The following is a 16,032-nucleotide window of genomic DNA, read 5'->3' on the forward strand; positions in this document are numbered from 1 at the left end:
GTCCAACGGCGTCCGAGGGAGGCGTAAGCGGGTCGGTTTGAGCGGGGTCAGTTACAAGGGAATTTGCGTCGCGGCATTGGCCGGCGCGGCGCTGCTGCCGGGGATCGCCTGTGCCCAGATTGCCGATCCCGGTGCGCCGGGTCAGGGCGCTCCGTCGTCTTCGCCATCGCCCGATCCCGCCCAGCAGGCGCCGCAGGATGAGGTGATCGTGCCGGACGCAACCTTCGAGGCAGCGATGCCGAAGGTGGACGACGATCTGAACGCTCCGCTGAGCGCCCTTCCGGCGGACTCGCCGGTTGCCGAAGATGCACTTGCCGAACTCGGGCGGTCGCTCGCGGAGACGCTGGAGGCGATCAAGCCCGAGGAACCGGAATTCGCGGCCGAGTTGCCGCCGCTGGACCAGTTCAAGCTCGACCCGCCGACGCAGCTGGCCGGGGTCAAGGATAGCAAGAGCGTCGTCATCTTCTACAACTGGAGCGCGACGGGGCTCGACGCGATCGATGCCGAAGACCGTTTCCGCGAATTGTCGGCGCTGCGCCGCGGCAAGGGCAAGGCAGCCAATTCGGCAATGGTGAATGCCCGCGCCGTCGAGGACGAGAAGCTTGCCGTCCGTCTGATGCAATCGCTCGGCTATTACGACGCCACCGCGATTTCGACGGTCGAACAGAGTGGCGAGAACCGGCGTCAGCTGTCGGTGACGATCACCGCGACGCCAGGCCCGCTCTACAAGCTCGGGGCCGTGTCGATCGAAGCCGCGCCCGCCAATCCGGCGGACCTGCTCAGCCGCAACCTGCCGCTCAAGACCGGCGACCCGCTGGAAGCCGAACGGGTGCAGGGCGCGGAAGCCAATCTCAGCCTGAAGCTGCCGCAGAACGGATATCCCTTCGCCGATGTCGGGGACCGCGACATCCTGCTCGACGAAGACACGCATACCGGGGACTATACGCTTCCCGTCACCCTGGGCCCGCGGTCGAGTTTTCGCGGCTTCCAGACCGAGGGCCGCCGCCAGGTCTTCGATATCGATCACCTCAATATCTTCGCGCGGTTCCGTCAGGGCGACCTTTATGACAGCCGCAAGGTCGATGACGTCCGCGAGGCGCTGATCGCGACCAGCCAGTTCTCGACCGTCTCGGTCGAACCGGTCCGCACCGGCGAGATGTCACCTGACGGGACCGAATATGTCGACCTGCTCGTCCGGCAGGTCGCCGGGCGTCCCCGCACGCTGGCAGGCGAATTGGGCTACAGCACGGGGCAGGGGATCCGGCTGCAGGGCAGCTGGACCCATCGCAACCTGTTCCCGCCCGAAGGCGCGCTGATCGGGACGGGTGTGATCGGCACGCAGGAGCAGGGCGCGACGGCGACGTTCCGCCGCTCGAACTGGCGCAAGCGTGACCGGACGCTCAGCTTCTCGCTCGGCGCCAACCACAGCGACTTCGACGCCTATGAAAGCTTCACCGGCTCGCTGACCGCGCGCGTGTCGTACGATTCCACGCCGATCTGGCAAAAGCGGTGGACCTATTTCTACGGGGTCGAAATTGTTGGTTCGAACGAAGACCGGTATAACTTCAACATCGGTGCGCGCGACCGCGGCACCTGGCTGATCGCCGCGCTCCCGACCTTCCTGGGCTATGATCGCTCCGACGACCTTCTGAACCCGACCCGCGGGTTCCGGATCAAGGCCAATGTCAGTCCCGAAACCTCGGTCCGAGGCGCGGCGCGGCCCTATGCGCGGATGATGCTGGAAGGGACTGCCTATTATCCCGTGATGAGCAGCATCGTGGTTGCCGGACGGGCGAGGGTGGGGTCGATCCCCGGCATCGACCGCGACGACCTGCCGCCGTCGCGGCGCTATTATGCCGGCGGCGGCGGATCGGTTCGCGGTTTCGGCTATCAGGAACTGGGCCCGCGCTCGCCCGACGGGCGCCCCGTGGGCGGTCGCAGCTTCAACGAGTTCGCGATCGAGGCGCGCTATCGTTTCGGCAATTTCGGTATCGTCCCGTTCATCGACGCCGGACAGGTTTATGACGGGGTCGCGCCGACGGGCAAGAATATCCGTTTCGGCGCAGGCATTGGCGGCCGCATGTACACCAATTTCGGGCCGTTGCGCGTCGACGTGGCGACGCCGATCAACCGCCAGCCGGGTGAATCGCGCGTGTCGCTCTATATCTCGATCGGACAGGCATTCTGATGGCGACCGACGAGCCCCGGATTACCGAGACGACCGACAGCGTGGATGACAGCCCGACCGAGACGGTCGTGGTGCGCGAGCGGCGCTCGCTTGCGGGGCGCGTCGCCAAATGGCTGGGCATCGTCATTGCCGTCCTGGGGGTGCTGGTCGTCGGCGCGATGCTGGGCATCAACACCGGACCGGGACGCGACCTCCTGGCGCGGCAGCTCAGCAACTACACGCTGGAGTCAGGCCTGAACGTGCGGGTCGGTCGGATCGACGGATCGATCTATGGCGCGATGGTCTTGCGTGACGTGCAGGTCCGTGACAGCAAGGGGACCTTCGCCTCAGCCGACGAGCTCGCGCTTGACTGGCGGCCCTTCGAGTTCCTGTCCAACCATGTCGACATCCGATCGCTGACCAGCCCGCTGGTGCGGCTCGACCGGCTACCGGAACTGAAGCCGACGCCGAGCGACCCGAACGCCCCCACGCTGCCGAATATCGCGATCGATGTCGCGAAGCTGGACATTGCGCGGATCGAGATCGGCAGCGCGATCACCGGCCAGCGCCATATCGCGACGCTGAAGGGCAAGGCGCACCTGGCCGGCGGACGGGCGCAGATCGATGCCGACGCGGGCACTCTGGCGGGACCCGGAATCGCCGGGGGCGACCGCGCGCTGGTCAAGATCGACGCGGTTCCGGATCGCAACCAGCTCGATATCGATATGCGGGTGAACGGCCCCGCCGGCGGGTTCATCACCGGACTGGCCGGCCTCGACAAACCGGTGACGCTGGCCGTCGGGGGCAAGGGCAGCTGGAGCAACTGGAACGGCAAGGCCGTGGGAACGCTGGGCGGCGAGACGATCGCCGACCTGACGGTCGCGGCGCGCAGCGGCACCTACAGCGTTCGCGGCACCGCCAATCCCGGCCTCTATATGGAAGGCCCGGTCGAGCGGCTGGGCGCGCCAAGGGTCGAGGTCGCGCTGGACGTGGCGTGGGATGATCGCCGCGCCGATACGAAGCTTCATCTGCGGTCCAAGGCGCTCGACGTAACCGCCAACGGCATGCTCGACTTTGCGCGGAGCCAGTTCGGCAATTTCCGGACCGAGGCGATGCTGCTGACGCCCGGCGCGATCGCCGACAACGTCAATGGCCGCGACGTCCGTTTCTCGATGCTGCTCAACGGTCAGTTCGCGCGACCCGTGGTCGACTACAAGTTGCAGGCGGCGTCGCTGGGCTTCGGCGAAATGCGTGCCGAGCGGCTATATGCCGAGGGTAAGGCACGCGTCGATGCCGATCGCATCCTGGTGCCGGTCAAGGCGCGCGCGGCGCGTGTCGCCGGCCTGAACGCTGCCGTCGGCGGGCTGGTGACGAACCTGACGATCGATGGCGACCTCGCCATTTCCGGCGACCAGATCCTCTCGGATAATCTCAAGCTGCGGTCCGACCGGATCGCCGCGACGGCGGTCGTCGTCGCCGACATCAGTGAGGGCCGCTATACCGGCGCGCTCAAGGGCCGGGTGAACGATTACGAGATCGACGGCATCGGCGTCGTCAACCTGACCACTGATGCGAAACTCTATGCCGCGCCCGGCGGCGGCTGGGGCATTCGCGGCCAGGTGGCCGGCCAGAGCGCCCGTATCTATAGCGACGGGGTACGCGAGTTCCTGGGCGGGAACGCGGTCGCCTCGGCTCAGGTCGGGTTCGACCAGAACGGGATAATCACCTTTTCCAACGTAAGGATGAACGCGCCGAAGTTCCGCATCACCAACGGGTCGGGTCGCTATGATCCCAAGGGCGCGCTGGCACTGACTGCGGATGCGGTGTCCACCGAATATGGTCCGATCACGGCCCGTGTCACGGGATCGCTGACCGCGCCGACGATCGCGCTGCGCGTCGCGCGGCCCGGCCTGGGTATCGGCTTGGTCGACCTGGAGGCTGTGGTGAAGGGAACGCCCAGCGGTGCCTACGCCATCGATGCGAAGGGTGGGACCGACTACGGACCGTTCACCGCGAACGTCCTGATCGAGACGGCCAACCGGCTCGCCGTGGAAATCCGCGCCGCGCGCTTTGCGGGCATGGATATTACCGGTCGGATCCAGCAGACCGCGGCGGGACCGTTCGAGGGTCGGGTCGACTTCTCCGGATCCGGCGTGAACGGCAATGCACGACTGTCGGCGCAGGGCGAGCTTCAGCGTGCCGATTTCGATGCGCGCGCGACCAATGCGCAGATTCCGGGCATGGCGGCGCTGAGCATCGGCCGGGCCATCGTGACCGGGAGCGTGGTACTTGCCGACACGCCGGAAATCGTCGCGGACGCTCAGGTTGCCGCGCTCCGCAGCGGTGCGTTCACCGTCAAGACGGCGCGCGTGAAGGTCAACTACAAAGGCAGCAACGGCACCGCCCAGGCCTATATCGACGGATCGTCCGGAGTGCCGTTCAACCTGGCGGTCAATGCCCGGCTCAACCCGAACGAGTGGCTGGTGGCGCTGAACGGTCGCGGCAGCGGCGTGGGGTTCCGCACGCCTGACGGTGCGCCCGCGCGTATCGCGTTGGAACAGGAGCGCTTCCGGCTGCTGCCGACTCGCCTGAACTTCGATCGCGGCACTGCGCGCATTGCCGGCACCTATGGCGACGGCATGTCGCTGCAGCTGCGTGTCGATCAGGTCGACCTGGCCGTGGTGAATGCGCTGGTCCCCGGACTGGGCGTCGGCGGCAAGGCGACCGGAAGCGTCGACTTCGCTCAGGCCGAGGGGAGCGACTTCCCGACCGCGAACATGCGGATCGAGGTTTCCGATTTCACCCGCGCGAGCGTCAGCCAGGTGTCGGAGACGGTGAACATGATCCTCGTCGGCAAGCTAGGCGCCGGCGGTGCGGAGACGCGCGCGCTGATCCGCCGTGGGTCGACGACGGTGGGTCGCGTGGTCGCCAATCTGCGCCCGGTGCCCGGTGGCCCCGGCAGCTGGACCGAGCGGCTGATGGCGGCACCGCTGTCCGGCGGTCTGCGCTATAACGGTCCGGGATCGGTGCTGTTCTCGCTCGCCGGCCTGGCCGGCCAGCATGTCGAGGGGCCAGTTGGGATCGCCGCCGATTTCAGCGGCTCGGTTCAAAGTCCCGATCTGAGGGGCGTCGTTCGGGCATCCAACCTCACCTATGAGAATGAAACCTTCGGCACCCGCCTGTCGAAGATGAGCATCGACGGGCGATTCACCGACGACCAGCTGGTGGTCAACGATGTCAGCGCGGTCGCCGGCGATGGCACGCTGAAGGCCAAGGGCACGATCGGGCTGTCGTCAAGCCAGGGCTTCCCCATGGATGTGACCGCCGATTTCAACAATGCGCGGCTGGCGCGCAGTGAATCGCTGGGTGCGACGGCGACCGGGCAGATCCGGGTGATACGCGACAGCCAGGGCAATCGCATCCAGGGGCGCCTCGACATTCCCGAAGCCCGCTACGAGATCGTGCTCCAGGGCGCGGCCGACGTGCCGGTCCTGACCGGCGTGCGGCGCAAGACCGACGTGTTCGAGACGCAGGAGCAGCGTGCCGAGGCGGAGAAGATGGGGTTGTGGAACCTCGACCTGCGCGTCTCGGCGGACAATCAGCTGTTCGTGTCCGGCATGGGCCTGGAGTCGGAATGGCGCGCGACGATGTTCGTTCGCGGAACCTCGGCCGCGCCGCGGATCACCGGGTCGGCGGAAGTGGTTCGCGGGACCTATGAGTTCGCCGGGCGGCGGTTCACGCTCAGCCGGGGCAATGTCAATTTCCAGGGGTCGCAGCTGACCAATCCGACGATCGACATCGCGGCGACCACCACCGCCGAAGGCGTGACCGCCATCCTGAACATCTCCGGCACGGCGCAGCAGCCGAGGATCAGCTTCACCTCGACGCCGTCGCTGCCGCAGGAAGAAGTGTTGTCGCGGATCCTGTTCGGCAGTTCGGTGACGAACCTGTCGGCGGTGGAGGCGCTCCAGCTGGCTTCGTCGCTCAACTCGCTTCGTGGCGGCGGGGGCGGTCTCAACCCGCTTGGCAAGCTGCGCTCGGCGACCGGGATCGACCGGCTGCGCGTCCTCGCCGCGGACGACAAGACCGGTCGCGGTACCGCGCTGGCGGCGGGCCAGTACATCACCGACGATATCTATATCGAGGTGATCACCGATGCCCGCGGCTTTGCCGCGACACAGCTGGAAGTCGCGCTGACGAAGTCGCTGTCGATCCTGTCGCAGACCGGATCATTCGGTGGATCGAGCGTCAGCCTTCGTTACTCCCGTGACTATTGAGTCTCCGCTGAAACGCTTTTGACCTTGGCTGCGCTGCTTACACCTGTGTAAGCATGGTGCGGCCAAGCGGGAGAGGCGAATGGCGGAGCATTTCGATGTCGTCGTTGTAGGGGCGGGCCTGTCGGGGATCGGGGCCGGCTATCACCTGCAGGCCAATTGTCCGGGCCGCAGCTATGTCATCCTCGAGGGGCGTGACCGGCTGGGCGGCACCTGGGACCTGTTTCGCTATCCCGGCATCCGGTCCGACTCGGACATGTACACGCTGGGTTTCTCGTTCAAGCCGTGGACCAACGCCAAGGCGATCGCGGACGGCCCGTCGATCCTGAGCTATCTCGAGGAGACGGCCGCCGAACACGGCATCGACCGGCATATCCGGTATCGGAGCCAGGTCATGGGGGCATCCTGGTCGAGCGAGGATGCGCTCTGGCGAGTGACCGCGGTGCAGGACGGCGAGGAGCGCGAGTTCACCTGCGGCTTCCTCTTCATGTGCACCGGCTATTATAATTATGGCCGCGGCTTTGCGCCCGAGTTCGAAGGTGCCGGCGACTTTGCCGGCCGGATCGTCCATCCGCAGTTCTGGAGTGACGATATCGACTATGCGGACAAGCGGGTCGTGGTCATCGGAAGCGGCGCGACAGCGGTGACGCTGGTCCCCGAACTGGCCAAGCAGGCATCGCACGTCACCATGCTCCAGCGGTCGCCGACCTATGTGGTGTCGCGGCCGTCCGAAGACTCGGTTGCGAACGGGCTGCGCCGGCTGCTCCCCGCCAAGGCGGCGTACGGCGTCACCCGCTGGAAGAATGTTCTGCTCCAGCAATTCTTCTACCGCCTGGCGCGCAAGCGGCCTGCCAAGGTGAAGGCGCATATGGTGCAGATGGTGCGTGACGCGCTGGGCCCCGATTATGACGTCGAGACGCATTTCACCCCCAGCTACAACCCATGGGACCAGCGCGTCTGCCTCGTGCCCGATGCCGATCTGTTCGCAACCTTGCGCAGCGGCCGCGCCGAGGTGGTCACTGGGCATATCCGGCGGTTCGTGAAGGACGGGATCGAGCTGGAAAACGGGCAGCTATTGCCGGCCGACCTGATCGTCACCGCGACCGGGCTGGAGTTGCAGCTGGTTGGCGACATTCCCTTGATCGTGGACGGCGAGACTGTCGATCTGTCGACGCACACGACCTACAAGGGGATGATGCTGTCCGACGTGCCAAACCTGGCGCTGTCGTTCGGCTATACCAACGCGTCCTGGACGCTCAAGGCCGACCTGACGAGCGAATATGTCTGCCGGTTGCTGAAGGCGATGAAGAACCGCGGCATGCGGCAGGCGACGCCGCGGTTGGCGACACCGGTCGAGGCCGCGCCCTTTCTGGACTTCACCTCGGGCTATGTGCAGCGCGCCATGGCGAAGTTCCCCCGCCAGGGAACCCGCAAGCCGTGGCGGCTCAACCAGAATTACTCGCGCGACCTGATGGCGCTGCGCTATGGATCGATCGATGCGGAGATGGAATTCTCGAATCCGGCGCCCAGGCCATCCGCAGCGGCCTGATCGTGCAAGCGCCTCGCGGGGGCGGATGGGTTACCGGGGTCGCGTTTCGAAGGAGTGATGATGATCGGTTTCCTGAAGCTGGCGAGTGCAGCCGCCTTGATGTGTGCGCTTGTGCCGGCCGCCTCCGCGCAGGAGAGCTTTCCCGAAAAGGAATTCGGCCGCTGGAGGGTCTATGGTTGGGGCAAGAGCTGCTGGATCTCGACCGAAGCAGCGGACGGCACGAGCTTTCGGATCTCCGACAGCGACAATCCGGGTGACGTCTATTTGTCCTTCGCCAATCCCGCCTGGGACTGGATCGAGGGCGGTAGCACGTTGAACATGACCGTCCGTCTTGGCACCACCGATATCGAGGCGACGGGCTTCGGCAATGGGGGCGCGACGATGCCGCCGGGTGTCGGATTGTTCCTCGACAGCACCGAACGATCGCACCTCGCAATGCTGCGCGCTGGCGGATCGGTTGCGTTGAGTCATGAGGGCAAGCTGCTCACCCGGCTGGACGTGGACCTGTCGGGCGAGGGCTATGACTATTATGACCGCTGCCTCAAGCAGGTGGATGTCTACGCAAAGTCGGAAGACGACTGAGCGCGTCCTGCGTGGGGTCGAGCAAGGCTTCGGCCGCCGCGATCCCGGTCTCGTAAGCGCCGTGTGCCGTGGAGAAATCGGTGTCGTGACAGGCTTCGCCAGCCATCCGGATGCGCGGATCGACCGGAGCCGACAGCTGCCGCCGCGCGCCATGGCACCCCGGCAGCGCATGGCTGTAGGCGCCTTGGACGAAGCTGTGGCGCGCCCATGCGGAGGCGGTGATCAGCTTCAGCCGCCTTCGCCAGTCGTTGCCCAGCAGGTCCGCCAGCTCGTCGATCGCGAACGCGGCCGCATCGTTGAAACCGGCAGCGCACAGGGTTCGCGCCGTCTCACCGCCGACCATGCATTCGATGATCGGGCGGCCGAACGGGCGAAGCGTGTAGGTGCCCGTGTGGGCGGCGCGCGGATTGCCCATCAGATGGCCGTCACTCGGCAGCAGCTCGGGGTCTTCCACCTCGAAGAACAGCTTGTCGGCATCGCCTAGCGGCAGGCGGCTCGACGCATGCTGGATGTCGGCGAAGGCCTTCGGCAACCCGATCGCCCCTGACGCGAGGACATTTGTCGACACGGTGATGATCGCATGGCCGGCGGTCAGACGGCCCCTGGAGGTTTCGATCGAAAGCCGCTTGCCGTCGGTATCGATCGAGGTGACGCGGGTCCCCATCGCAGTGGGCAGCCCCGCGGCGTGCGCGGCGACCAGGGTTCCGTAGCCGTCGGTCACCCGCCAGTCGGTATCGGTCGCCGCATCCATATAGGCGAGATAGTCGGCGACGGAGAGGCGATCGAGCCCGGCGCCGTTGATGACGCCGCTGAGCGTCTCGAGATAGGCGTTCCATTTCCCGCCCGGGTCGATGAGGTCGCCGGCACGGTCGCTGGGTGGCGGTGCGTCTCGCATCCGCTGTTCGAAGGCGTGGAACGCGTGCGCGGCTTCGCGTTGTTCCTCGCGCGAAAAGCCGAGATCGCGCCACTGGTCCATCCATCGAGGCAGGTCGCGGTCGATCGTGAACCCGGCCTGCTCCGCGACCCTGGCCCAGGGATTGTGTTGCGCCGAGTGCAGCCAGCCGCACCCGAGGTCGAGCGGGAGGCCGGAGCGGACGACCGTATGCGCCCGGCCACCCAGGCGGGTCGACGCCTCGACGATCAGGACGCTGCGTTTCGCATCCGCCACGCGCCGCGCAGCCGCGACACCCGCGGCGCCACCGCCGACGATCACGAAATCCCAGTCGCTCATCGCCGCATAACGCGGATCAGGCGGCCTTGCTCCGCAGCAGCGCCGAGCGCAGGCATTCGCAGACCACCTCGTCGCGCTGATTGAGCATGCGATGCTTCCAGGTGACGATCCCCTGGCCGGGGCGCGACTTGCTCGGGCGGAGTTCGACCACCTCGCTGGTGGCGCGCAGCGTGTCGCCGATGAAGACCGGCTTGGGCATCACCAGCTTGTCGTAGCCGAGATTGGCGACGAGCGTACCGACCGTCGTGTCGCCGACCGAAATCCCCACCATCAGGCTGAAGGTGAAGGTGCCGTTGACCAGTATCTGGCCAAACTCGCTCGCCTTCGCGGCTTCGGCATCCAGGTGCAGCGGCTGGGCATTATGGGTCATGGTCGAAAAGAGCAGATTGTCGGTCTCGGTCACCGTCCGCCGCAGCTCGTGCTCGATCGTGTCGCCGACCTGCCATTCATCGTAAAATCGTCCAGCCATAGGTGCTGCCCTAGCCGCAGCGCCGCAGCATGGGAAGGCTCTGGCGCGGTCTGGCGGGCGGGTGTAGCCATTGAGCCATACACTGATGCTGGAGAGACACGTTGAAGACCCGGTTCCTGCTTCTCGCCGCGCTGCTGGCGACCTCGGCCTGCACGCCGGCCCCCTCGACACCGCCCAAGGGCACCGAAATCGGGGTGGACGTGTCCGGTCTCGACAAGTCTGTGAAGCCCGGCGACGATTTCGACGAATATGCCAATGGCGGCTGGCGCGACCGGACCGAAATCCCCGCAGATCGATCGCGCACCGGCGTGTTCCTGGATGTGTTCAACAAGGCCGAGGCGAACACCGTTGCGATCGTCCAGGCTGCGATCAAGGCACAGGCGGCGGGCGGCACCGACCAGCGGCGCATCGCCGACTGGTACACCGCATTCACCGACACGGCGGGCATCGAGAAGCGCGGCATGGCGCCGATGCAGGGCGAGCTTGCCGCGATCGCGGCACTGAAAGACAAGAACGCCCTGTCGGCGATGCTTGGCAGCAACGTGCGGGTGGATGTCGATCCGCTCAACGCGACCAATTTCGAGACCGAGAATCTGTTCGGGCTGTTCGTCAGCCAGTCCTTCGACCGGCCGGACACGACCGTACCCTATGTGCTGCAGGGCGGGCTGGGCCTGCCCGATCGCGATTATTACCTGTCTTCCAAGCCGGAGATGGTGAAGATCCGCGACGCCTATAAGGCCTATGTCGCGAAGCTGCTGGGGCTGGCGGGGGTCGGCGATCCGGCGGCGCGGGCCGATCGCATCCTGGCGCTGGAGACGCGGATCGCGCAGGCGCATACCGACAATGTCACCAGCCAGGATGCACACAAGGCGAACAACCCCTGGAAGAAGGCCGACTTCGCCGCGAAGGCGCCGGGGATCGACTGGAACGGCTTCTGGAACGCCGCCGGCCTTGCCAATCAGCAGGACTTCGTCGTTTGGCAGCCGGCGACGGTCGCCGCCGTCGCCAAGCTGGTGGCGGAGGCACCGCTGCAGGACTGGCAGGACTGGCTGACCTTCCACCGGATCAATCAGGTCAGCGACGTGCTGCCGACGGCGATCGACCAGGCGCATTTCGACTTCTTCAGCAAGACGCTGAGCGGTACCCCGCAGCAGCGACCGCGCGACAAGCGCGCGATCGCCAGCGTCAATGCCTGGCTGGGAGACGCGATGGGCAAGCTGTATGTCGAGCAACATTTCCCCGCCTCGTCGAAGAGCGACATCCAGACGATGGTGAAGGGCATATTGAAGGCGTTCGACGACCGGGTCGCAGGCCTGAGCTGGATGACGCCGGCGACCAAGGCCGAGGCGCGCAAGAAGATCGAGACGATGCGTGTCGGCATCGGCTATCCCGAGACGTGGCGCAGCTACGCCTCGCTGGAGGTGAAGGCCGACGATCCGGTCGGCAATCTGCGCCGCGCCGAAAAGGCGGAGACGGCGCATCAGCTTGCCAAGATCGGCAAGGCCGTCGATCGCGGCGAATGGTGGATGACGCCGCAGACGGTCAATGCAGTCAATCTGCCGCTGCAGAATGCGCTGAACTTCCCGGCGGCGATCCTGCAGGCGCCTTTCTATGATCCGGCGGCGGACGCCGCGAGCAACTATGGCTCGATCGGTGCGATCATCGGACACGAGATCAGCCATGGTTTCGACAATCTCGGCGCTGACTTCGACGCCGAGGGGCGGCTGCGCAACTGGTGGACCAAGGAGGACCTGGCGCATTTCGAGGCGCAGGGTGCGGCGCTGATCGCGCAATATGATGCGTACGAGGTGTTCCCGGGACTTCACGTCAACGGCAAGCTGACCTTGGGCGAGAATATCGCCGACGTTGCCGGCCTGGCGGCGGCCTATCAGGCGTGGCGGACATCGCTGGGCGGCAAGGAGGCGCCGGTGATCGGCGGGTTGACGGGCGACCAGCGCTTCTTCCTGGCCTTTGGGCAGAGCTGGCGGGCGAAGGCGCGCGAGGCGGCGCTGCGCCAGCAGGTCGCGACCAACGGCCATGCCCCGGACCGCTGGCGGGCAATGACGGTGCGCAACATCGATGCCTGGTACGATGCGTTCGGCGTGAAGCCCGGCGAGAAATTGTATCTGGCGCCGGACAAGCGGGTGAAGGTGTGGTGATCCGCTTCAGGCGGTAACGATGGACCCGTCGCGGATCGTGACCGGCCAGGGCGTCAATGCCGCCCCCGCGCACGGTCCGCCGACACAGCGACCGTCGTCGATACGGAACAGCGCACCGTGCCAGCTGCACTGGATCAGCGAGCCGTCGCCGGTCAGGTAGCGGTCGAGCTCCTGCGCCAGCGGGACGCCCATATGCGGACATCGATCGACATAGCCTGTGACTGCCTCACCGGAGCGGACAACGAACCCGTGGAAGCGGCCGGCACGCATCTCCAGCACGAAATTGCGCGCGCCGCCTTCGGTGACGAGCTCGATCGGGCCAAGCGTGATGCCGGCGGGGGTGGCGGACAGGCGTTCCATCGGGGGTCGGGGCTCTGCCGGCGTCACCGCGGCAGTTGCGCCTTGGGAAATCCGCTCCAGGCCTCGTCATAATCGGGCTGGGCGCGGTCCAGCGCGTGGCAGGTCGGGCGATATGGCCAGCAGGTCTCGACCATGAACGCCATGGTGCCGTCGATTTTGTGCGGCTTCAGATCGGCGTCGGTCGCAGCGCGCCAGCTGGTCACGTCCGGGCCGTGGCCAGCCATCAGATTGTGCAGCGACAGGCCGCCGGGCGCAAACCCATCGGCCTTCGCATCATAGGCACCGTGGATCAGGCCCATCGCCTCGCTCATGATGTTGCGGTGGAACCAGGGCGGGCGAAACGTGTCCTCGGCGACCATCCAGCGCGGCGGGAAGATGACGAAGTCGGCATTGGCACGGCCCGGCACATCGCTGGGCGAGGTGAGCACGGTGAAGATCGACGGATCGGGATGATCGAAGCTGACCGTGTTCATCGTGTTGAACCGGGCAAGGTCGTATCGCCACGGCGCGAGAGTGCCGTGCCAGGCAACGACGTCCAGCGGGCTGTGGTCGATCCGGGTGGTCCACAGGTTGCCCAGATGCTTCTGGACGACCTCGAAAGAGTTGTCGCGATCCTCGAACCAGGCCGCCGGCGTCTCGAAATCGCGCGGATTGGCCAGGCCGTTCGCGCCGATCGGGCCCAGATCGGGCAGGCGGAACAGCGCCCCGTGATTTTCCGCGACATAGCCCCGCGCCTCGCCGTCGGGGAGGATCGCACGGAAACGTACCCCGCGGGGCACCAGTGCGATCTGGCCCGGCGCGATGTCGATCCGGCCGAATTCGGTCAGCAGCGTCAGCCGGCCGGACTGGGGGATGAACAGGAGTTCGCCATCGGAATCGAAGAAGACCCGCATGTCCATGTCGGCATTGGCGGCATAGACGTGCACCGCGACGCCCTCCAGGTCCGCGGGGTCGCGGTTGGCCAGCATCGTGGTCATGCCGTCGATCAGGTCAGTGCCGGGGGCAGGGGCCTCGATCGGGTTCCACCGCAGTCGGTTGGGGGGCAGGGGGGTATCGACCGTGCCGGCTGCGAAGCGCGATGCACCGTCATAGCGGGTGAATGGCGGATGCTCGGCGCTGGGGCGGAGGCGGTACAGCCAGGAGCGGCGATTCTCGTGGCGCGGCGCGGTGAAGGCTGTGCCCGACAATTGCTCGGCATACAGGCCGAAGGCAGGCTTTTGCGGGCTGTTGCGCCCGATCGGCAGCGCACCCGCGACCGCCTCGGTCGAGACGTGGTTGCCGAAACCGGGGAAATAGTCGGTCATGCCGGATGATGTCCTGGAATTGGCCGGGGTGAAGCAACGCCAACGCTACACGCGCGCTTCCCCCGGCTCTCCCTCTCCAACTCGGGCGGCGCCGGATGGGCGCCGCATGGTCCGTGTCGTCCGAATCCCGCAGATGCAGGATGACGCAAAAAACCTTACGCGTCGACCTTGATTACGCCGCGGCGGATCTGGTCGAGCTCGATACTTTCGAACAGCGCCTGGAAATTGCCGTTTCCGAAGCCTTCATTGCCCTTGCGCTGGATGATCTCGAAGAAGATCGGCCCAAACATGTTCTCGGTGAAGATCTGCAACAGGATGCCCTCGTCGCCGACATTGCCGTCGATCAGGATGCGATTCCTGCGCAGTCGCTCGAGATCCTCGCCGTGGCCGGGGACGCGCTTGTCGACCAGTTCGTAATAGGTCTCGATCGTGTCCTGAAGCTTCACGCCGCGCGCGCGCAGCCGCTCGACGGTGTCGAAGATGTCCGGCGTGGTCAGCGCAAGGTGCTGGATACCCTCGCCCTTATACTCGCGGATGAATTCCTCGATCTGGCTCTTGTCGTCCTGGCTCTCGTTCAACGGGATGCGGATCGCCTTGTCGGGTGCGATCATCGCCTGGCTGAACAGGCCGGTCGCCTGGCCCTTGATGTCGAAATACTTCTGTTCCTCGAAGCCGAAGAGCGTGCGGTAGAATTCGCTCCACACGCGCATCTGGCCGCGACGGACATTGTGGGTCAGGTGGTCGAGCAGGTCGAGGCCGACAGTGTTCCGTGCCTCCGCTTCCTGCCAGCCGGGGAACTCGGCCCAGTCGGCGTAGAGATCGACATCGTCCTGGATGAAGTAGAGATAGGATCCGCCGATTCCCTGGATGACCGTGTCGTCCTCGTCGGTCGCCTTGCCGCCATGCGCCAGTGCCCATTCGAGCGCGGCGCGGGGATCGGCGACGCGGAACGCCATCGCGCTGGCCGAGGGGCCATGTTCGCCGCGGAAGGCGGCGACGCGGCCCGCTTCGTCGCGGTTCAGCATCAGATTGATGCGACCCTGCTTGTAGCGGGTGATGTTCTTGCTGGGGTGACGGTGGGTCGGGACAAAGCCGAGTTGCTCGAACTGCTGCCCCATCGCCTCGGGATCGGGCGAGGTGAATTCAACGAACTCGAAGCCGTTCAGGCCAAGCGGATTTGTCGGGTCGGTCATGGTCGCCTCCATCATGCCGAGCGGTTAGGCGATCCCCGATTTGGTGTCAAATGATACTACCTCACTCGCGTTACCCGGACTGGTTTTCCACACCCTGTGGATAACTTGCATCAAGGCATGATTTCGGGGCATGATAGGCCATGGCCGTCGTCAAGCTGAAGGAGAGGGAGCGGGTCGATACCCGCGGTCGCATCGTCGCGGCCGCGTCCCGCCTGTTCGATCGCGACGGCATGGACGGAGTGACGGTCGATGCCATCGCGTCCGAGGCGAGGATCGGCAAGCCGACGGTCGACAGCCATTTCGATGGCAAGGACGATATCGCGATCGCGCTGCTGATCGAGGCGGATCGCAAGGCGCTGGATGCCATCGCACTGTTGCCGAAAGAGGGGATGAGCGTTGCCGAGGCGCTGGATGCAGCGGCATGGATGCTGCTGGACAGCAAGTCGCCGCATCCCGATTGCGTCCGTGCCTTTCTGTGCCGATTGTTCGGTGTCGAGGTTATGGCACCCGAACTGACCGACTATCTTGCCGCACTCGACGATTCGATCCGGGCGCTGTTCGAACGCCTGCTGGCCCGGCCGGGCATGCGCCGCGCGCTGCCGGCAGAGACGCTGGTTCTGTCGTTCCGATCGATGCATATGGGTCTGTTGACCCAGTGGCTGATCGAGGGTGCACCCTATGAGAGCGCGCGCATCCTGACCCGCCGGCAGAGCGGGCTGCTGGCCAAGGGCCTGGCGCTCTGAG

General features: G+C 65.9%; 11 protein-coding genes. 6 read left to right on the forward strand and 5 right to left on the reverse strand.

The window, feature by feature from the left end:
* The first annotated feature begins 37 nt into the window (after window positions 1–37).
* From TPR58_RS05010 to TPR58_RS05025, 4 genes are all read left to right on the forward strand, one after another.
* Window positions 38–2,188, forward strand: a complete 2,151-nt coding sequence (locus tag TPR58_RS05010) for an autotransporter assembly complex protein TamA (RefSeq protein WP_346245518.1) — start codon at window positions 38–40, stop codon at window positions 2,186–2,188.
* Complete coding sequence (locus tag TPR58_RS05015) at window positions 2,188–6,444, forward strand: translocation/assembly module TamB domain-containing protein (protein WP_346245519.1); 4,257 nt, start codon at window positions 2,188–2,190, stop codon at window positions 6,442–6,444. Before TPR58_RS05010 ends, TPR58_RS05015 begins: the two co-directional genes overlap by 1 nt.
* Window positions 6,445–6,523: 79 nt before the next feature.
* Entirely contained in the window at window positions 6,524–7,990 is a 1,467-nt protein-coding gene (locus TPR58_RS05020; RefSeq protein ID WP_346245520.1) for a flavin-containing monooxygenase, read from the forward strand.
* A 60-nt stretch (window positions 7,991–8,050) separates the two neighbouring features.
* On the forward strand, window positions 8,051–8,572 hold the full coding sequence (locus TPR58_RS05025; protein ID WP_346245521.1) for a hypothetical protein: 522 nt from the start codon (window positions 8,051–8,053) through the stop codon (window positions 8,570–8,572).
* Here TPR58_RS05025 and TPR58_RS05030 read toward each other — a convergent pair.
* Together TPR58_RS05030 and TPR58_RS05035 are read right to left on the reverse strand one after the other, a co-directional pair.
* Complete coding sequence (locus TPR58_RS05030; RefSeq protein ID WP_346245522.1) at window positions 8,532–9,803, reverse strand: flavin monoamine oxidase family protein; 1,272 nt, start codon at window positions 9,801–9,803, stop codon at window positions 8,532–8,534. The genes TPR58_RS05025 and TPR58_RS05030 overlap by 41 nt on opposite strands.
* Window positions 9,804–9,819: 16 nt before the next feature.
* On the reverse strand, window positions 9,820–10,272 hold the full coding sequence (locus TPR58_RS05035) for a MaoC family dehydratase (RefSeq protein ID WP_346245523.1): 453 nt from the start codon (window positions 10,270–10,272) through the stop codon (window positions 9,820–9,822).
* Window positions 10,273–10,373: 101 nt separating this feature from the next.
* Here TPR58_RS05035 and TPR58_RS05040 point away from each other — a divergent pair, with 101 nt between their 5' ends.
* Entirely contained in the window at window positions 10,374–12,431 is a 2,058-nt protein-coding gene (locus TPR58_RS05040) for a M13 family metallopeptidase (protein WP_346245524.1), read from the forward strand.
* Window positions 12,432–12,437: 6 nt separating this feature from the next.
* On the opposite strand, the gene TPR58_RS05045 is transcribed toward TPR58_RS05040, so the two are convergent.
* The 3 genes from TPR58_RS05045 to hppD all read right to left on the reverse strand — a co-directional run bounded on the left by TPR58_RS05045 (window position 12,438) and on the right by hppD (window position 15,288).
* On the reverse strand, window positions 12,438–12,791 hold the full coding sequence (locus TPR58_RS05045; protein ID WP_346245525.1) for a Rieske (2Fe-2S) protein: 354 nt from the start codon (window positions 12,789–12,791) through the stop codon (window positions 12,438–12,440).
* Window positions 12,792–12,814: 23 nt separating this feature from the next.
* Window positions 12,815–14,095: a homogentisate 1,2-dioxygenase gene (gene hmgA, locus TPR58_RS05050; RefSeq protein ID WP_346245526.1), complete on the reverse strand. Its 1,281-nt coding sequence runs from the start codon at window positions 14,093–14,095 to the stop codon at window positions 12,815–12,817.
* 155 nt (window positions 14,096–14,250) lie between these two features.
* Window positions 14,251–15,288: a 4-hydroxyphenylpyruvate dioxygenase gene (gene hppD / locus TPR58_RS05055; protein WP_346245527.1), complete on the reverse strand. Its 1,038-nt coding sequence runs from the start codon at window positions 15,286–15,288 to the stop codon at window positions 14,251–14,253.
* A gap of 140 nt (window positions 15,289–15,428) precedes the next feature.
* Between hppD and TPR58_RS05060 the strand changes: the two genes are divergently transcribed.
* Window positions 15,429–16,031 carry a TetR/AcrR family transcriptional regulator gene (locus tag TPR58_RS05060; RefSeq protein WP_346245528.1) on the forward strand — a complete coding sequence of 201 codons (603 nt, stop codon included), beginning with the start codon at window positions 15,429–15,431 and terminating at the stop codon, window positions 16,029–16,031.
* Window position 16,032 lies beyond the last annotated feature (1 nt).

It is taken from the genome of Sphingomonas rustica, from assembly GCF_039652585.1.
Taxonomy (GTDB): Bacteria; Pseudomonadota; Alphaproteobacteria; order Sphingomonadales; family Sphingomonadaceae; genus Sphingomonas; species Sphingomonas rustica.